We start from the raw sequence: 17638 nt of genomic DNA on the forward strand, positions 1-17638 counted from the left end.
TCCGCAGCATCTCGTCGAGGCGAGCCTGGCAGTACTCTTCATAGAGTGCGTTGATGATCGTCCACATGACGTGAGGTCCCCTATCCACCTGATGAAGGCTAGTGCCGTTCTGTTTCAGGATCGCTTCGTGGGACCTGCCATATGGTTTCGAGCTGACGGCCTTCGCGCATCTTGCAGCGCACAGATTTCGCGGACAAAGCGTGTCACAATCGAAGTGCTACGGCGCGAAATCCTTACTTGCGTTAGTAATCCAAGCACCGTCGTTGGCCGCCGGGGCCTGATGCAGCTTATCGCTGCTTCTTCAATGCGTCGGAGTGGCCGAGCGATGCGGTCACTTGGGCAGAAAGCTTGAGGTGATCGGCTTGAAGGCTTCCTGCGCAAAAGTCCTGTAAAGCTCGCCGATCTTGGTCGCTTCAGCGAAGAACGTCTCTTGTGCAGACTTGGCGTATTCGGTTGTCAATTCGGTGAACTTGTCGGGGGACTTCACGGCTGCAAGCTTCTCGAAATAGGCCTTGCTGGCCTCGAACGACGATTTCGCGAAATCGGTCTGGGCGGTTGTAATAGCGGTAAGATGCTGCTGAATGTTGGAAAAATCGGTCATGTTAAATGGTCCTTGGTCGATCAGTCCCGGAGGAGATCTCCGATCCAATTGATCACGGTGTCTTATGAAGGTGAGGATGCCTAAAAAGCAAGCATAGTTGGTGCACCGCAGCAATGACAGTTCGTAGACTGTAGTCTTACGGAGTTCACATTTGAAGATGGACGGCTTCGAGTCACAGGCTGCCTCTAACGGCCTAATGGCCCTTCCGGTTGGCGTTTGAGGCTCCGCCGTCCTTGTGGGCTAGCTGCTCAAGAAGCAGGAGAATTGCGCGGCGCGTGCCGCGACTCTTGATCTCTTTGAACGCTTTGATCAGGCGAAGCGTGTCGCGATCGATCTTTGGGAATTCCATGGTCGCCCCGGCAAAGGCCGCAGCAGAGAGATCCTGCTGCGGCCCCGCGCGGTCAAAAATCCGGGTGGAAAGATCTAAGTGAAATATGGAGCCAGCCCCGGTGAACCGATCATACCGGGCCGTCGGGCAAGGGAAATATGATCTAAATCACAAACCGCATTAGTGATCAACCTGAACCATCCATGCGGAGGGAGAGCGCCGCCGAGGCTGGCTAGCTGGCGGGCTCTCACCCCGAGCACAAGGCCGCGTATGTCCCCCACGGCCCCATCCCAAGCAACAAGCTACGCAGTCGCCGCTAACAAACTGTAAACCTAGTTGCGTTCATATTCGTCGGTCGCAATGGTGAACTCGCTGCGACCTTCGGCCGGAAGCCCGCTAGATAACGCACCTGGCGGGCTTTCTTCCTATCTGAAACCAATCCGATGATCCATCAAGCATCGCGTGGATGAAGAGAAACGACAAACCCAAAGAATGGACCGATGCAGAGGTGCAACTTCTGCTCGCGCTGTCGCGCGAAGGCGCCGGCGCGGTACAGATTGCGAGTGCGTTGGATAGATACATTTCATCAGTGAAGCGTGTGGCGGAAAACTTTGGCCTTCAACTGCGGGGTTAAGGGCTGCCGGTCATGCGGGCCGGCCTAGCACTCCCGGCGCTCTAATCCGCAATTGGATCGGCTGCCGGGAGCATTGGGGGCTGGAAGCCATGCGATGCCACGTTAGCCCTATATCGACAATGCGTACAAAACCGGAATCCGGTAGTTATCCGGAGTCCATTTTCGGAACGGGGTGTTCTACTGTGAGAACACCGGCGCGATTTAAATACCAACAAATTTCAAGTTGACCGGGAATGCCGCAGTGGGGCTGGAACCACGCTGCGGCTTTTCCGTGAAAATAGACTTCCGCGCGCATCGAAATTTTTCGTCAGACGACATTCTTGCGTAGCAATTTGATCCCGAAGTTTATCTGGAGCGCGGGCGAGCGCAGTTGGATATGGGCAAGATCGGATTTGCAATCATCTTTGCTGCGATTGCGGCATATGCAGTGGATTATCGCTGGAACGATGGCCGCTATACACGAAGCACAGCTACGGTGCTTCGCGTTGTGCAGCATGCGATAGGTTGGTGACCCTCAGGGGCAGCCGTGATCATTGACCCTGTTCAGCTTGCGTCAGCCTCAGTGTGGTTCTAGTGCCCGTTCAACGCCCGCATGATACCGATGCGGGCAAACATGGTCGGGTTCCACCTTCCGCGACCAAAATCAACGGTCCATCGCGGCTTGCCACTCCGGCGCCTGATGCTCCTCTTCGGCAAAGCACTGATGTACTCGTCGGCGTCAAGCAGCGTCACTAACTTGCCGCGGTTTGGCAGCACGATCGACTCGTCGAAAGCGGACCACGTCATGCCTTCGCCAGCAAATCCTTGCCCGGCGTCAGCAGCCGCACATAGGTGCCGCTTTCGTGCAGATCGAACCAGCCGCGCTCGACTGCAGACTTGATGCCGGCGCCGAACTCCGCGCCGCTTCCCTTGAGCGTGTAGAGGAAGGGGTAGTTGATCTTCTCGATAAGGATTCTGCCGTCCTGTACTGCCCCAATGCCCGAAGCCAGCTGAACGAGCTGGCGGGCTGCAGCCTCTGGATTGGCAAAAGGGCGTTCCGTGACGTGCTTCATCGCTGGAATCAAAACCTCAAGCGCCTATGCTTGGCCTGACTTGCCCGCTACTGTCATGCCCCTTCGGGACGATATGCACAGATCCTGCCGCGCCGCATCTTGAGCAGACCAGGCGCAAACCGACGCGCGACCACGGCTGATCCTGGGGGAGTGCGTCGAGTCGCACGCCGACCCTGCTATGTCAGGGACCATTCAAGCACTGGATGCTGTAGATCACGTGCCCGTCAGCCAACGATTCCGCGGGGCTGCCGGGCGGATAATGACGGACTATTTCGCGTATCGGCGAGTGCGCACGCCGCCATCAAAGCGGCATCGTAAGTGCTGGTGCAGCCGCGCGACTGAAATGTGCTCACCGGGCGAAGCTGAGTGGATATTGGGTACAGCAACCAGATACTTCACCTCGACCCCGCCGAAGCCAAGCGCCACGCTGCGGGGACGTACGACGAGCGGCTCTCAGCAAAGTCATGCAGTTAGTGCTTGCGGAAGAATGTCTCCCGGGACGTATGAACGTCGACTTCGATCGCACGATGAAAGTCGAATCTCCGAGCGAACGGGCGCTGCGGCAGAGCTCCAGCCAGTTCGTACCTCAACGCAGTCTCTGCTCTGCCGCGGCTGCCGGTTGGCTCAAAAGGACTGGAGGTCTGCCTACACCTCAAACTTGCCCTTGTGCATCTGGTGTTCTACTTGTCGACCATGCTGTCGTTCATCTTCCGCAGATTGTGGTTGTCCGCGCTGGTTTGCCTGACCGTACTGGTCATCAGCTTCATGCTGACGCATCTCTCCGGCGATCTCGCGGCCTCGATCGCAGGTCCAAACGCCACCGCTGCGGATATTGCGATCATCACGAAAAATTACGGACTCGACCGGCCGCTCGTGGTGCAGTTTTTCGATTGGGCCGGCCATGTCGCCGAAGGCGATCTCGGCCGCTCTTACCTATTCCACGTCCCAGTCTCGGGGCTGATACGCGAGCGGCTTCCGGTGACCCTGGCTCTTGGCTTGACCGGCCTGATCATCGCCATGCTCATAGCCCTGCCACTCGGCATTATCGCTGCGATGCGCGAGGGGTCAGCGGTCGACCGGGGTATCATGCTAATTGCGCTCCTAGGGCAGGCAGTGCCGGGCTTCTGGCTCGGTCTGCTCCTCATCGTCCTGTTCGGTTTGAATCTGCAGTGGCTGCCAATATCGGGTATCGACACTTGGAAGGGCTACATCATGCCGGGATTCGTGCTGGCCTTCTCGGCCATCCCAGCGCTGATGCGTCTAACTCGATCGGGTATGATCGAGGCACTCTGCGCGGATTACATTCGCACCGCGCGTGCCAAGGGTCTGAGCAGGCCGACGATCGTTCTCAAGCATGCTTTGCGCAACGCCGCCATGCCCGTTGTTTCGATTACGGCCGTGCAACTCGGCTTCATGCTTGGAGGCTCCGTTGTGACGGAATCCGTCTTTGCGGTCCCAGGCGTTGGCTATCTTGCTTGGGAATCAATCACCAAGAACGACTTTCCCGTGGTTCAGGCCGTGGTGCTGTTCCTGGCCGTCATCTACATCGCGCTGGCACTGCTGGCGGACATGATGAACGCGCTGCTCGACCCAAGGCTACGAATATGAAAACGGCTGACGACACGCAGCCCCTGTGGAGGCGCCGCCGACTGCCTGCATTCGGCCGGCTCGCGACGCTGCTCGGTGCCTCGATCGTGATCACTGCATTCGTGGTGGCGATATTCGCGCCCTATTTGACCCCATACGATCCGTTCGCACAAGATTTGAACTTGCGTCTCGTTCCTCCGGTGTGGATGGAGGGCAGCCATGCTGCGCATCTGCTGGGCACCGACCAGATTGGACGCGATTACCTGTCGCGCCTAATCTACGGCACGCGCATCTCCCTTCTGATCGGCGTGCTGACCGTGATCACGTCGGGCCTCATTGGCGTCACGATTGGTATCGTCGGTGGGTTCTATGGCGGTCGGGTCGATGCCCTCGTGATGTTCCTGATCACCTGCCGCCTTTCGATCCCCCTGATCCTGGTGGCGCTCACCGTGGTGGCTTTGGTCGGCAGCTCCCTGACTGTGGTGATCCTCACACTCGGGTTGCTGCTGTGGGAACGGTTCGCGGTCGTGGCGCGCACCACGACGATGCAGGTGCGAAATCTCGACTACATCGCCGCCGCTCAGGCGGCCGGCGCCTCGCGCGCGCATGTTCTCGTCCGGGAGGTGCTACCCAATATCGCCAGCCATCTGGTGGTGGTGGCAACGCTGGAGATGGCCCTCGCGATCCTGCTCGAAGCAGCGTTGTCGTTCCTCGGACTCGGTGTTCCGCAACCTCTGCCGAGTTGGGGACTAATGATTGCTGAGGCGAAGGAGTACATGTTCTTCAGTCCGTGGGTGATTGTAACACCGGGCGTTGCGCTTTTCATACTGGTGCTCGGGATCAATCTACTGGGTGACGGGCTGCGCGACATGCTGCGCACCGACTTACGGCATAGGGGCTGGTGATGGCGCCCGTACTCAGCATCGCCAATCTGCGGGTGTCGTTCCCCCGAATGGAAGCAGTTCGTGGCGTCTCACTCACGCTCCGCCGGGGCGAAACGCATTGCCTGGTTGGCGAATCTGGCTGCGGCAAGTCCATTTCGGCGCTGTCGGTGATGAACCTGTTGCCGCGGAGCGCCGTCCGCAGCGCCGACCACATCCGCTTTCACGAGCATGATCTGCTGGCTATGTCGGAGCGACAGATGGCTTGGCTGCGCGGGGACAAGATCGCGATGATCTTCCAAGAGCCGATGACAAGCCTGAACCCGGCCTACACGATCGGTTCGCAAATGGCAGAGGTGTTGGAACGCCATCGACGGGCCTCCCGGCGGCAGGCTCTGGACAGAGCAGCCGAGTTGCTGGCCCGCGTCGGGATCACCGCGCCGGGCATGCGCCTCGCCCAATATCCGCACCAGCTCTCCGGTGGTCTGCGCCAACGCATGATGATCGCTACGGCGCTGATGTGCGATCCGGAAGTTCTGATCGCCGACGAGCCTACTACGGCTCTGGATGTGACAGTCCAATCACAAGTCCTGCGCCTCCTCAGGAAGCTGCAGCAGGAAATGGGCTTAGCCCTGCTGCTGATCACACATGATTTCGGCATCGTGGCACGAATGGCGGAGCATGTCTCCGTAATGTATGCAGGCGAAGTGGTCGAGAGCGGGCCAGTGGAACAGATCATCAAAGCGCCAACGCATCCCTACACGCGGGGTCTGCTGAATTGCATTCCGGTGCCCGGCATGACCAAGCCAGGGGAGCCCTTGGGCAGCATTCCGGGGGGCGTCCCTCACATCGGGCGCGGTTTCCTTGGTTGCGGCTTCCGGGAGCGCTGCCCGATGGCCGCGCGCGAATGCGCTGAGCCCGTGCACTTGCATGATGCAGGCGAGAACCACTTCTATCGCTGCCGGCTGCCGCCTGACTGGAAGATGGACGCTTCACCATGACGCACGCCATCGAGGTGCGGAATGTGTACCGCGAGTTCCAGCAACGTAGCGCTGCTGGGCGCGTGCGTAGCGCGGTGCACGCCGTGGATGGAGTGACTTTCTCTCTGGCCGCAGGGAATGTCCTCGGCATCGTAGGTGAATCCGGCTGCGGCAAGTCAACGCTCGCCCGACTGATTTTGGGGCTGTTGCCGCCTAGCTCGGGCGAGGCTCTGGTGGATGGCCGCAGCCTTGCGCACATGGACCGACGCGAACGCGCCCGCTTGATCCAGCCGGTTTTTCAGGACCCATTTGCATCGCTCAACCCGCGCCAGCGCGTGCGGGATATCGTCGGCCTGCCACTGGCATCGCAAGGCGACCTCACGAAGCCGCAGCAAACCGATAGGATTATGGAGATGTTGGCGCGGGTTGGAATCTCCACCGAGATGGCCGACAGACTCCCTGGCCAACTCTCCGGTGGCCAGCGGCAGCGCGTTGCTATCGCCCGTGCGCTGGTGCTGCATCCGCGCATCGTGGTTTGCGATGAGCCGACCAGCGCGCTGGACGTGTCAGTGCAGGCGCAAATCCTAAACCTGCTCTCGGACTTGCGGCGCGAGCTCGGGCTGACCTATCTGTTTATCAGTCATAATTTGGCGGTGGTCGAACATATTGCGACCGAAGTGGCAGTGATGTACCTCGGGCGGTTTGTCGAGCACGCGCCGACGCAGGATTTGTTCCGGCGACCTATGCACCCATATACGCAAGCCCTGCTTGCTTCTGTACTGACTCCGGAGCCGGCGCTAGGCATCCTCGACGTGGGTCTTGGCGACGCCTACCCTGATCCCACCGACATCCCTTTGGGCTGCCGCTTCCACCCCCGCTGCCCGAAGGCGCTTTCGGAATGCCGCACCGTTGTCCCGGACAACATCCGCAAGGATGGTCGTCTCATCGAATGTCTTTTGGCGGCTAGCAGCTAGTCGATCGCAATCGAGAGACGCTCTGTAGGCTTACTTCCAGCTTGAGAGATAGAAGCGTGGTAGATCGTCCGGGAAACCCTGGAAGGTCAACTGCTTTGAAAAAGCGACGTAGCGGACGGCGCTGAACAGCGGTACGAACTCAGCCCGTTCCGTAGCGAGCCGGATAGCCTGACTATAGGCTTGACGGCGCACGTCGGGATCCAGAGTGTTTCCTGCCGCTTTGACGAGCTCCTGCACATCGGGGTCGCGCGCGTAGTCGTCCAAGCCTCCGCCAAGGAAGTAAGGTATGAATGCGGAGACGTCATTGATGGAGTTGCTGCCCCAACTGCCACAATACAGCGGCGCCTCGCCGGCCTCCGCCTTTCTAATCACGGCGCCGATCTGTAGTTGCTGGATGCGCAGGTTGATGCCGACAGCTTTGAGGTAGTTCTGCAGAGCGGCGTTTATCTGCGGCGTATTGTAGGAAATGATCTCGGTTTCGAAGCCATTGGGGTAGCCGGCTTCAGCAAGAAGCTGCTTCGCCTTTTCCGGATCATAAGGATATTTGACGGCTGCCGATACGTCGCAACCAAACTGGCTAGGATAACATGGTGTATCGATCACCTGCGAGTCGCCCTGGATCAGTTGTTTGGCCATGGTCTGGCGGTCGATTGCGGTGAGTATCGCCTGTCGCACTTTCAGCTTGGTCAGCGGATTGTCTGCACCCGTTCGGCCAGCCGCGTCGATAGTCATGAAATGGACCCGCATGGTGCCGAACCGCATCGCCTCAAGATTGGGCACTTTCGCGAGGTTGGCGAATTGATCGGCATTATAGCCCCAGATCCAATCGGCCTTGCCACCTAGCAGCTCCGTCATCTCGGTCGTGGCGTCAGGCACCTGGTGAATTTTGATGTAGCGGATCGCGGGTCGTCCTTTAGGGCTGCCAGCGTAGTGACCCTCATATCGCTCCATCTCGATCTGGGTGGTGCCGTCCACTCTGGTGATCTTATAAGGGCCAGTGCCGATGGGGGCGCGAGAGAAGCCATCGGGACCGAGCTTCTCGCGATAGGCCTTTGGCCAGATCGGCGTCACCATCGCGAGGTATTCCATCACGGCCGGCGACACGCCGGTCAGCTTGATGCGTACTCGAAAGTGATCGAGCTTCTCGGCCGCAGCGAACGATGAGTAGTAGGCGGGAATCGCCACCCGTTTGTCGCGAATGATTGTGTTAAACGTGTACACCACATCATCGGCGGAAAATGGATCTCCGTTCTGGAACGTGACGCCTTGGCGCAAAGAGAAGTCGATGGTGGTCAGATCCACCTGCTGCCAAGAAATCGCCAGCGCCGGCTTGATCTCCATGCTTATCGGATCGCGATACACGAGGCAGTCGAATGCCTGGAATGCGACGACCATGCCGGTGCGCTGGGAATTGTAGTAGGGATCGACGTCAGGAATCGCGTCGCGCCAAGTGATGCGCAGCGTGTCAGCCGACTTTTGTGCAAACGATGGGGTCACCGTCGCGAGTGCAAAGCAAGCCACGAATATCGCGTTGCGAAGCCAAAGACCTAATCTCATTTTCTTGCCTCCCAATTCCGAAAAGCAGTTCTGAAGGAAAGACCAGCGCGGCATCAGAAGCAACCCAGGATCCTTTGGCTGGGTGCAGATTGCGGCGCTGAGCGATCCAGGCGGCCGAAGTTCGAAGTGGGGTATTATCCTTTCGGCGAGCGCCGATTTAGTGACCCTCTGCATATCGACGGTCCGCACAGACGCTTGACACCGTGATGCCGTGCTGTGTTTTATTGAACATTCATGTCCTGCCTGTGTGAGGAGGTCACATGTCGCGCGCAAAGCTAAGAAAGTTCTGGTCTCACTTACCCGGCTGGGGAGCGCTCCTGCTGGGCTTTGGAGCGCTTGCTGGCGACGCCCGGGCAGACAGGCCGCAGCTTGGCCCGCCCGGCTCTGCTCCCAGGCCTTCGAGCCAATCGGCCTCACAGCCCGGCGAAGTTCGGGTCGTGATCCAGGGGGAAAAATTATACATCTCACAGGATGGCCGGCCGTTTGAGCAATTGGAGTTGAGCGATACGCCCGAGGCGGCGTATTTAAAGATGCTTTTGCGGGATGAGGGCGCTGACCGGCGCTCCGTGTCCATCCCGGTCGACGCGATGATCGTCGCGAGCGGGGGTGGGGGCGCCAAAGGCGAGAAGCCCAGGGACTCGCGAGCAGCGAACAAGGGAACCGGCAAATGATGCAGTTGTTGCCGCTTCACGCTTCTCTTCACTAGAGATCGTCATTGCCCGTGCACCGGCCGGACGTTGCCAGCCTTGCCAACAGTCTCCATGGCCCGGTTCTCAAGTCTTTCATACGTGGCACCCATCGGACAGTCGCGCCAGAAGCAACCTTGGCGCGTGCCAAGGCGATGGCGCGGCAGATCGGGGTGACTCGTCTCGGCAATGTGACGGGATTGGATCGAATCGGAATTCCGGTCACGGTCGCCGTTCGTCCGAACTCGCGCTCAGTGTCGGTATCGCAGGGCAAGGGTCTTGTACTCGCTCAGGCATTCGCCTCTGCCATGATGGAAGCCATCGAGCTGTTTCATGGCGAAGAACTTACGGAACGCACGCGGCTCTCGACTTTTCAGCGGCTCTCAACTGAGAATCGCGTAACGTCTCCCCTCTCGCTTGCTGGAACCGGCATTGCGCTTTCTGATCGAACCGAGATCGCCTGGATCGAGGGATATGATTTGCTTTGCCGTGAGCCCTGTTGGGTGCCTTGGGAGGTCGTGCATACCGACTACACACTCCCGAGCTCCCACAGCGGCGAGCACTTTCTGTCCGGCACCAATGGATTGGCGTCCGGCAACCATCTTTCCGAAGCGATCAGCGCGGCCATTTGCGAGTTGGTCGAACGAGACGCCGTTGCCCTGTGGCATGCGCAGGACATGCGCGTCCGCTCCAACTGCCGCGTCGACATCGCCTCAATCACTGACGAGGACTGCCGCAGCCTGCTCGACCTGTACGAACAAGCGCGAATGGCGCCGCGGCTTTGGGATGTCACATCCGACATTGGCATTGCCACATTCATTTGCGACATTCCGGCAACGATCGGCGATCCCTCGGGTGGATTGAGACGATTTCGCGGAACGGGCTGCCATCCCAATCGCGCCATCGCGTTGGCTCGGGCCATGACCGAGGCCGCGCAAACCCGGCTGACGTATATCGCCGGAATCAGGGACGATCTCCTAGACTACACCGAATCGGCCAAGGACAAGCTTGGCGCAGCCCTGCTCGATGCTGCCTCGCAGGCGGCGGAGGCCCGATCTTTTGCTGACACCCCCGACTTCTACTCCGACGATGTGGCGGCCGATCTGCGATGGGAACTGACGCGATTACGTGCAATTGGCATTGAACGGGCGATCGTCGTCGATCTCACGCGTCCGGATCTTGGAATCCCCGTCGTCAGGTTGGTAATCCCTGGCCTCGAGTGGGATTGCACCCACCCCCGCTATGTTCCAGGTGTTCGGGCGCGTCGCGTCCGCGGCGGCAGTGCATGAGTGCCATCATCTTCGCGGGTCCGTCACTGCCGCCAGGTGAGCGCCCCACCATCCCTGGAATCGAATGGCGGCCACCAGTGCTGCGCGGCGATCTGTATCTGAGCGCTCTGCGGCGACCAGACCTGATCGGCGTGGTAGATGGCTATTTCGAAACGGTGCCGACCGTCTGGCACAAGGAGATTCTCTGGGCGATGTCGCAGGGAATCCACGTTTACGGCGCCGGTAGCATCGGTGCGCTGCGGGCCGCCGAACTGGCCGAGTTCGGGATGATTGGAGTCGGAGACGTGTATCGACAATTTCGCACGGGGGAATTAACCGATGACGAAGAAATCGCGGTTCTTCACGGGCCCGCGGAGGTCGAATACCTTATGCTCACTGAGGCCATGGTGAACGTTCGCGCCACAGTGAACAGTGCGCTGAGGTCGGGGATCGTGCAACTGGACGTCGCATCCGCGCTGATTGGGATCGCCAAGGCACTGTTCTACAAGGACAGGACGTACGACGTCATCCTGAAGACCGCGGCTGGCCGCGGCCTCGCGCCCTGTGCGCTCGATCGCTTCGCGGCTTGGCTTCCATGCGGTCAAGTCGATCAGAAGCGCATGGACGCGCAAGCGATGCTTCGCGCTATGATCGGTCATCTCGACGGCGGCGTGGTTCCGCTTAAGGTGTCCTACCAGCTTGCCAAGACGTTCGCTTGGGAAGAAGCCCGCCGTCTGATCGAGCGTACAAGCGGTCGCACTCAGGACTCCACCTCCTGAGTTGGTTGGGGCCCCCGTATCCGGTCAAGGCTGGGCCGTCAGGAATCCGAGATCGCGCAAGCACTGCACCTTCTTGGCGAGAATGTCGGATTTGAGCCAGCTTTGCACATCGATGGATTTACCGTCCAAACGAAGGACCGGCCCCCTTGGACTTGCATCCACCAACACCTTGTACCTGTACATCTCCGCGAGGTCTTCCTCAGGGGCAACTTTCGCCTGTAAGCTTACGAACTCATTGTTCCGATAGACATTTCTGATCGCATCGCTTGCAACGCCGAAGTTGCGTGTCCGAACGGCGGCTCTGACGCCCTCGACGTTGAATGCACTGTCCGGATTTTTTTGTACGTTGTTGTTCTGGAAGCCAAAGTCGGCCCATCGTCGCATATTCTTGTGGAATATGTCCGCATTCCACGAAGTCCCCAGGAACGCATCCTCGAAGCACGCGCTCCGGGGAGGACCGCTGACCCTTCGTCGCGGATGAGCAGCGTCTTCACCATCCGCATTGGCATCGGCTAGCAAAACGTGCCCCATTTCGTGCGCAACCTCCGACAGGATGGTTAGAACCGGATCGGCAACCACACCTTGCAACCGCGTCACAGGCGCTCTGCGGCCCCCGCCAGCATCCCGAATTCCAAGAAGCTGGTTGACGGTTTCGTTCTCAAGCTCCGCAATCGATTTTTTGCTTCTCAACTCGCGAGAGGCGATCGCGAGGTAGACGCCAGTCCCCGGCGGCCGATCCGGCCCCTCCCAAAAGCCCCACCCAACGGGGCCCCACCATTTGGATTGAGTTACAAACAACTGCGTCAGCCGACACAGCTTTGCCTGCAGGTAGTCCGGGGCCCGGCTGTATATCTTCGCCAGGACTTCCTTTTCGCGTTTCCTGAGCGGCTTTTTCATGCAAACCGGGGGGCTGTACTCGTTCCCAAAGCCTTGATCGCCGGGATAATACGTCGTGTAGCAGGCTCTCGCTGCGAACTTGGTCCCATCGGAATCGATCTCGCATGTGCCCCGGAAATGACTGACCGGCGGTTGGGTTGGGTCATTCTGGTAGGACACCTCTGCGGCCTGCACCGTACAACCAGCCGCGATCAGGAGAATAAACGGAAACAACGCGCTCGACTTCATCGCTTACGCCTCCAATCCCCAAGTAGACCCGCCGAAATGGCCGGTCCGCCTTCGAATTTGTTCGAGCGACTGTCATGACCACGGTGGCCAAATCGCGTTGCTCGGGACACCCATTCAACAGGCACCACTGCTGGAAATACAAGTGCAATTTCCACCGACACCCGGCGCTCGTCCTCGCAACCGTGGCGTCGGCAGCCGGGTCGATCCGGCCCTGATTGTCTATGTCATGATTTTATGATGACAATAATGCCTCGAATTCATCTGCCAACTTGGACGTCGGATCGTCGGCGCGCCCATCCGGCAGCCGGATGGGCGTCGAATGAGGACCGTGCTACCATGATCGATCCAACCGGTAAGGTGCGGTATGGAGTGCCCTAGCTGTCGCGCAGACGTCTCAGAACTTGCCAAGTTCTGCAGCCAGTGTGGATCGGCGTTGATGCTCAGTTGCGGCTCTTGCGGCAACAGTGAAGCGCTGGGCTCGAACTTTTGTGGAAAGTGCGGTGCAACACTCGTTGGCGACGTATTTCGAAGTCCAGAACTTGCGCCGATCCACCCCCGCGCGGCCCCTGCGGAGCGCAGCCACATCACAGTGATGTTCTGCGACCTTGTCGGCTCAACGGCTCTGTCCGTGAATCTCGATGTTGAAGATTTTGGCGAAGTCATCAGCACTTACCACAAGCGCGTTGCAGAAATTGTACCCGGGTTCGGCGGCTTCGTGTCCCGCAGAGTTGGCGATGGTGTTCTGATCTATTTTGGTTACCCGAACGCTCATGAAGACGATCCTGAGCAGGCCGTGCGGGCAAGCTTGGCCTTGATCGAAGGCATTGGGCGTCTCGGCCGCCCCGAGCCGCTTCAGATCAGGGTTGGCATTGCCACCGGCTTGGTGGTTGTGGGTGACCTGATCGGATCAGGAAATGAGACAGAGGTTTTGGGCGAGGTGCCCAATCTGGCGGCCCGCTTGCTTGCATTGGCCGAACCCAACACGGGCGTGATAGCGGACAGCACCAGGAAGCAGATTGGATCGGTGTTCGCGCTCGAGGACTTAGGGTTCAAGAACCTAAAAGGGTTCACCGAGCCTCAGCGCGCTTGGCGTGTGCTAGGCGAAAACCGCTTCAAAAGCCGTTTCGAGGCGCTGCGCTCCGCCGAAACTCCACTCGTCGGCCGCCAAGAGGAAACGGAGCTATTGCTGCGACGTTGGGCGCAGACCAGAGCTGGCGAAGGACGCGTGATCCTATTCTCAGGAGAGGCTGGCATCGGCAAGTCACGCCTGACGGTCGCAATTAGGGATCTGATTGGTGCGGAACAATACACCGAGCTGCATTATTTCTGCTCACCTCATCATCAAGACAGCGCTCTATTCCCCATCATCAATATGCTCGAGCGTGCGGCTGGATTTGGACGGGAAGACACGCCCGCGATCAGATTGGACAAACTAGAAGCATTAATGGCTGAAACCTCCGCGCCCGAGCAGGACGTCGCGCTTGTCGCTGATCTCCTCTTGCTGCCTACCGCACGCTATGAGGCAGTCGAGCCGAATCCGCGACGCAGAAGGGAAGAAACTTTCGAAGTGCTGAACCGGCAGCTCACCGCGTTAGCACGAAAAAAGCCAGTGTTGATGATCTTTGAAGACCTGCATTGGATTGATCCGACCACACGCGATCTGCTCGACATCTTCATCCGTCGAATCGAGCGCATGCCGGTCTTGCTGATTGCAACCTTTCGCCCAGACTTCGCGCCACTATGGGCAGACCAGCCGCACGTTACCGTGCTGACGCTCAACCGTCTGAACCGATTTGACAGCGAGGCTCTGGTTCGACTGCTCGCCTTGAAGACGAAATCGTTGCCGAACGACCTGATCGGCGAAATCGTCGAACGCGGTGACGGCGTGCCGCTGTTCCTGGAGGAAGTGACCAAGACGGTTGTGGATGCGAGTCCACCTCGACGGGGATCGTCGACGACGCGGCCGTCACTTTCCGTGCCATCTACGCTACACGCTTCACTAATGGCCAGGCTTGATCGGATCGGACCCGCGGCCAAGGAGATCGCGCAGATCGGCGCGACGATCGGCCGGGAGTTTTCCTACGAGCTCGCTGCCAAGGTAGCTGAGCGCTCCGAGGTGGAGATCACGGAGACGCTCGGCCGGTTGGTCGAGGCTGGCCTCATCTTTCAGCGAGGCGAGCTGCCGCAGTCGAGCTTTATGTTCAAGCACGGCCTGTTGCAGGACGCAGCTTACAGCACTCTGCTTCGGGACCGGCGCCGGAGCCTACACGCACGAATTGCGCAGGCGATCGAGGAGATGTTTCCCGAGATCGTCGAGAAGCAGCCCGAGGTGGTCGCGCGCCACCGAACCGAAGCAGGTTTGGGTCAGGAGGCGGCGGTTTATTGGCAGCGCGCCGGTGAGCTGGCTTTGCGCCGTTCAGCCGGCAGCGAGGCACTGAAGCATTTTTCCAACGCTTTGCGGCTTCTGGAGGAGATGCCTGACTCGGCGGAGCGCTGGCAGCAAGAGCTCGACATCCGGCTCGGGCTCGGCACTGCACTGGTCAGTGCACGGGGTTTTCGTTCTGCGGGGCACGAAATCGTTGATCATTACGCCCGAGCGGTCACGCTTGGTCGGGGACTGGGCGACGACAAAAAGCTTTTCCGGGCGATGTGGGGAAATTGGTACACAAGTCTGATTACAGGGCACACTGAGCAAGCGCTTGGGATGGCTAACGAGCTCGTCGAGGTGGCCGAGCGGCTCGTTGATCGGGATCTGATGCTGGAGGCATATCACTCGCGTTGGGCAAACTCCCACGTGTTGGGCCTCAATGCAATCACGCTCGCCGACACCGAGCGGGGCATTGCGCTCTACGATCCCGAGCGTCATCACGCGCACGCTTACGACTATGGCGGTCACGATACCGGCGTTTGCGCCTACGCGCACAGCGCTATCACCCTCTGGGTCACCGGCTTTGCGAACCAGGCGATACAAATGTCCGCTGCCGCGCTCGAACTCGGCAATCGGCTAGGCCATCCTCCTAGCCTAGCTCATGCGGCTTGGTGGTCTGCAGCACTTCGCCAAATGCTTCGCGCCGCAGAGCCCTGCCGCGAATACGCCGAACTGACAATACGCATTGGCCGCGAGCAAGGAAGCAACATCTTCGTTGTGTGCCCCCTACTGCTTGGCTGGACGACGTTTCAATCTGGCCAGATAACGGAAGGCCTAGAGCGCATGGAGGATGCCGTCGAAGCCACGCGGCAGTCGGTCCGACGCTTTTACTACGATTATGAACTCCTGGTGTTCGCGGAGGCCCTTCTCAAGGCTGGCGAGGTGGATCGTGCCGAGCAAGTTGTTCAGGAGGCCATCGAGGTCATCACGACAAGTCGCAACCGCCTCTTTGAGGCGGAGGCGCATCGTCTGCTGGGTGCGTGTCTCGCAACTCGCGGCGGCGAAGCGGTACCGGAGGCCGCGCGGCGGCTGTTGCAGGCGATAGAAACAGCCGATCGACAAGGCGCGCTCGCATTCAAGCTCCGCGCCGCCACTAATTATGCCCGTCTGTGGCAGACACGGGAACGCCGCCGCGAAGGACGCGAGCTTCTCCGGCAAACCTATTGTCAGTTCACGGAGGGTCTCGACACCCCGGATCTCAGGGAGGCCAAGGCGCTCTTGGACGAGATGGACGTCAACGGCGCTGCGCCCGCAGGAAGTATGTCGCGCGTCCGGCGCGGAGCTTAGGCCCAAGCCGGGCAGCGCATGCGTGCACCTGTCATAATTTGGCAGGGAACATTGATACTGGTGTGGAGCATTGTCCCTCTACGCATATCTATGCGGGGCTCAAGGTCCACCGGCTTAGCGCGGCACTACAATTCTTGTGGCGCTGCGGATCCACTCAGCCTGCTGGCGGCGCCTTCCCCGCCGCTCCTCTATCTCGTATAGCATCCATACAAGACACACGCCCAGGCAGAGCTCCGAGGAAGCCCACGACCTGCTCTTCTGCTTGCATGGTTAGTGCTGCGCGAGCGAGAGTGCGTGGAGACGTGCGTAATCGCCGAGCTGGACAGTCGCAGTCTCATCCTGGACGCACATGTGCCCCATGCCACGGAGCAGATCTAATCCCTCCGGTCGAGCGAGCTCCACGTTCATGACAAGGTTGCGGCAACCGCGCCTTCCCGCTTCAAAGGCCGCGAGCTGGAGGACGTGGCCATAGATCGTGATCGCGTCGATTGTGTCCCGACCAGCGAGTGCTAGCTCCATGCAATCGCCGTGTGGGTGGAGCTCAGCGACAGCGACCAGGCCATCCGGCGCCAGGCAGCCGATCACGACAACTTCCCTACGGGGTAGCTCACGGCAGTAGCGGGCTATCGATCCGTCCGACACCGCGCCTCCGAAGCGCGCACGCCTCTCATCAAAGGGAAAGCCGAGATAAAAGAGACGAAGCAGTCCCTCAATCTCGTCGGCGGACAACGACCGAAACGAAAGGGAGCCTGCAGCCGGCGTAAGAAACTGAACGGCATTTGAAGTCTTCATCGCTTGTGCCCAATGGTTAAATGAAGGTTGCCAAATCGAGTAGCATTCCTTCCGAAGTGGAGCGCGGTGTGAGAGCGGAAATTGTCTCTGCAGTCGAAGCTCTTTGATATGAGGGTCCGACCGCGCACGTTGTGGTCTCCTTCACAAGATCTGATCACAATCCTGTTGGGACTTTTTTGCGCACTCACGTCCTGTCGGCTCCAGTTAGGAAGACCTGCCTTAGACCACGACCAGAGCTGCATGTAGCAGGTGATGAGAACCTTCGTGCGGACCTTCCGGATTGCTGAGCTCTATTTTCCGGATTATGCGGGGCCCTCCGTGGTTGAATGGCCTCGAGGTGTCATTCGGCCTGCAATATTGACCCCCTAAGCCGGGGGATCGGCGTCCAAAATTGACCCCCTACAGGTTGGTCTGTTGCGCTGCCTGCTTCGTCATGAAGCAGGTGGTCGGGGATGCTGATCGTGGAGACAATCGCCCGGATACGGCGCGAGCACTTCATCAAGGGCAAGACGATCAAGGAGATCGCCCGTGACCTGAAGGTGTCGCGGAACACAGTCCGGAAGGTGCTGAGATCGGGAGAGACCTCATTCGAGTACGAGCGTGTTGTCCAGCCGCGGCCGAAGCTGGGACGATGGGCAGCAGAACTCGACGGGTTGTTGTCAGGGAACGCGGGCAAGTC

At 59.4% G+C, this 17638-nt stretch carries 15 protein-coding genes and 1 pseudogene; 10 read left to right on the plus strand and 6 right to left on the minus strand.

Annotated elements, in window-relative coordinates:
• Positions 1 to 331: 331 nt before the first annotated feature.
• A complete protein-coding gene (locus N551_RS0116950; RefSeq protein ID WP_051462794.1) occupies positions 332 to 601 on the minus strand; it encodes a phasin family protein in 270 nt (89 codons plus the stop codon).
• A 193-nt stretch (positions 602 to 794) separates the two neighbouring features.
• The gene (locus tag N551_RS38040) at positions 795 to 950 is read right to left on the minus strand and encodes a hypothetical protein (RefSeq protein WP_155809754.1); all 156 of its coding nucleotides are present in this window, start codon (positions 948 to 950) and stop codon (positions 795 to 797) included.
• Between the two features lie 445 nt (positions 951 to 1395).
• Here N551_RS38040 and N551_RS38045 point away from each other — a divergent pair, with 445 nt between their 5' ends.
• Entirely contained in the window at positions 1396 to 1563 is a 168-nt protein-coding gene (locus N551_RS38045) for a hypothetical protein (protein WP_155809755.1), read from the plus strand.
• 782 nt (positions 1564 to 2345) lie between these two features.
• On the opposite strand, the gene N551_RS0116965 is transcribed toward N551_RS38045, so the two are convergent.
• The gene (locus N551_RS0116965) at positions 2346 to 2615 is read right to left on the minus strand and encodes a hypothetical protein (protein WP_027567927.1); all 270 of its coding nucleotides are present in this window, start codon (positions 2613 to 2615) and stop codon (positions 2346 to 2348) included.
• A 693-nt stretch (positions 2616 to 3308) separates the two neighbouring features.
• Here N551_RS0116965 and N551_RS0116970 point away from each other — a divergent pair.
• Genes N551_RS0116970 through N551_RS0116985 form a run of 4 tightly spaced genes read left to right on the plus strand, consistent with a single transcriptional unit; the run spans position 3309 to position 7037 of the window.
• A complete protein-coding gene (locus N551_RS0116970) occupies positions 3309 to 4223 on the plus strand; it encodes an ABC transporter permease (RefSeq protein WP_027567928.1) in 915 nt (304 codons plus the stop codon).
• Positions 4220 to 5107, plus strand: a complete 888-nt coding sequence (locus tag N551_RS35685) for an ABC transporter permease (protein WP_081747856.1) — start codon at positions 4220 to 4222, stop codon at positions 5105 to 5107. The genes N551_RS0116970 and N551_RS35685 overlap by 4 nt, the downstream gene beginning before the upstream one ends.
• Complete coding sequence (locus N551_RS35690) at positions 5107 to 6084, plus strand: ABC transporter ATP-binding protein (RefSeq protein WP_035961472.1); 978 nt, start codon at positions 5107 to 5109, stop codon at positions 6082 to 6084. The genes N551_RS35685 and N551_RS35690 overlap by 1 nt, the downstream gene beginning before the upstream one ends.
• Positions 6081 to 7037 (plus strand): ABC transporter ATP-binding protein, encoded by a 957-nt coding sequence (locus tag N551_RS0116985; RefSeq protein ID WP_027567929.1) that lies wholly within the window; start codon positions 6081 to 6083, stop codon positions 7035 to 7037. Before N551_RS35690 ends, N551_RS0116985 begins: the two co-directional genes overlap by 4 nt.
• 30 nt (positions 7038 to 7067) lie before the next feature.
• Here N551_RS0116985 and N551_RS0116990 read toward each other — a convergent pair whose 3' ends face one another.
• Positions 7068 to 8648 (minus strand): ABC transporter substrate-binding protein, encoded by a 1581-nt coding sequence (locus N551_RS0116990; RefSeq protein ID WP_245287795.1) that lies wholly within the window; start codon positions 8646 to 8648, stop codon positions 7068 to 7070.
• A gap of 206 nt (positions 8649 to 8854) precedes the next feature.
• Here N551_RS0116990 and N551_RS0116995 point away from each other — a divergent pair, with 206 nt between their 5' ends.
• The 3 genes from N551_RS0116995 to N551_RS35695 are packed head-to-tail and all read left to right on the plus strand — an operon-like array spanning position 8855 to position 11327.
• A complete protein-coding gene (locus tag N551_RS0116995) occupies positions 8855 to 9265 on the plus strand; it encodes a hypothetical protein (RefSeq protein WP_027567931.1) in 411 nt (136 codons plus the stop codon).
• A 50-nt stretch (positions 9266 to 9315) separates the two neighbouring features.
• Positions 9316 to 10569: a YcaO-like family protein gene (locus N551_RS0117000; protein WP_027567932.1), complete on the plus strand. Its 1254-nt coding sequence runs from the start codon at positions 9316 to 9318 to the stop codon at positions 10567 to 10569.
• On the plus strand, positions 10566 to 11327 hold the full coding sequence (locus N551_RS35695) for a TfuA-like protein (RefSeq protein WP_081747859.1): 762 nt from the start codon (positions 10566 to 10568) through the stop codon (positions 11325 to 11327). Before N551_RS0117000 ends, N551_RS35695 begins: the two co-directional genes overlap by 4 nt.
• Before the next feature lie 24 nt (positions 11328 to 11351).
• Here N551_RS35695 and N551_RS0117010 read toward each other — a convergent pair whose 3' ends face one another.
• Positions 11352 to 12452: a hypothetical protein gene (locus tag N551_RS0117010; protein WP_027567933.1), complete on the minus strand. Its 1101-nt coding sequence runs from the start codon at positions 12450 to 12452 to the stop codon at positions 11352 to 11354.
• A 364-nt stretch (positions 12453 to 12816) separates the two neighbouring features.
• Here N551_RS0117010 and N551_RS35700 point away from each other — a divergent pair, with 364 nt between their 5' ends.
• Positions 12817 to 16167: an adenylate/guanylate cyclase domain-containing protein gene (locus N551_RS35700; protein ID WP_081747860.1), complete on the plus strand. Its 3351-nt coding sequence runs from the start codon at positions 12817 to 12819 to the stop codon at positions 16165 to 16167.
• 270 nt (positions 16168 to 16437) lie between these two features.
• On the opposite strand, the gene N551_RS0117020 is transcribed toward N551_RS35700, so the two are convergent.
• Complete coding sequence (locus tag N551_RS0117020; protein ID WP_027567934.1) at positions 16438 to 16959, minus strand: hypothetical protein; 522 nt, start codon at positions 16957 to 16959, stop codon at positions 16438 to 16440.
• A gap of 452 nt (positions 16960 to 17411) precedes the next feature.
• Between N551_RS0117020 and N551_RS38050 the strand changes: the two are divergent.
• Positions 17412 to 17638 (plus strand): annotated as a pseudogene (locus N551_RS38050) (IS21 family transposase); the annotation flags it as partial.

This window comes from Bradyrhizobium sp. URHA0013 (assembly GCF_000518345.1).
GTDB lineage: Bacteria > Pseudomonadota > Alphaproteobacteria > Rhizobiales > Xanthobacteraceae > Bradyrhizobium.

Bases quoted from the DNA above. Each gene is read 5' to 3' on its own strand.
- N551_RS38045 (WP_155809755.1), top strand. From the start codon at position 1,396: ATGAAGAGAAACGACAAACCCAAAGAATGGACCGATGCAGAGGTGCAA.
- N551_RS35695 (WP_081747859.1), top strand. From the start codon at position 10,566: ATGAGTGCCATCATCTTCGCGGGTCCGTCACTGCCGCCAGGTGAGCGC.
- N551_RS35690 (WP_035961472.1), top strand. From the start codon at position 5,107: ATGGCGCCCGTACTCAGCATCGCCAATCTGCGGGTGTCGTTCCCCCGA.
- N551_RS0116990 (WP_245287795.1), bottom strand. From the start codon at position 8,648: ATGCCGCGCTGGTCTTTCCTTCAGAACTGCTTTTCGGAATTGGGAGGC.
- N551_RS0116950 (WP_051462794.1), bottom strand. From the start codon at position 601: ATGACCGATTTTTCCAACATTCAGCAGCATCTTACCGCTATTACAACC.
- N551_RS0117020 (WP_027567934.1), bottom strand. From the start codon at position 16,959: ATGAAGACTTCAAATGCCGTTCAGTTTCTTACGCCGGCTGCAGGCTCC.
- N551_RS35685 (WP_081747856.1), top strand. From the start codon at position 4,220: ATGAAAACGGCTGACGACACGCAGCCCCTGTGGAGGCGCCGCCGACTG.
- N551_RS35700 (WP_081747860.1), top strand. From the start codon at position 12,817: ATGGAGTGCCCTAGCTGTCGCGCAGACGTCTCAGAACTTGCCAAGTTC.
- N551_RS0116965 (WP_027567927.1), bottom strand. From the start codon at position 2,615: ATGAAGCACGTCACGGAACGCCCTTTTGCCAATCCAGAGGCTGCAGCC.
- N551_RS0116970 (WP_027567928.1), top strand. From the start codon at position 3,309: ATGCTGTCGTTCATCTTCCGCAGATTGTGGTTGTCCGCGCTGGTTTGC.
- N551_RS38040 (WP_155809754.1), bottom strand. From the start codon at position 950: ATGGAATTCCCAAAGATCGATCGCGACACGCTTCGCCTGATCAAAGCG.
- N551_RS0117010 (WP_027567933.1), bottom strand. From the start codon at position 12,452: ATGAAGTCGAGCGCGTTGTTTCCGTTTATTCTCCTGATCGCGGCTGGT.
- N551_RS0116995 (WP_027567931.1), top strand. From the start codon at position 8,855: ATGTCGCGCGCAAAGCTAAGAAAGTTCTGGTCTCACTTACCCGGCTGG.
- N551_RS0116985 (WP_027567929.1), top strand. From the start codon at position 6,081: ATGACGCACGCCATCGAGGTGCGGAATGTGTACCGCGAGTTCCAGCAA.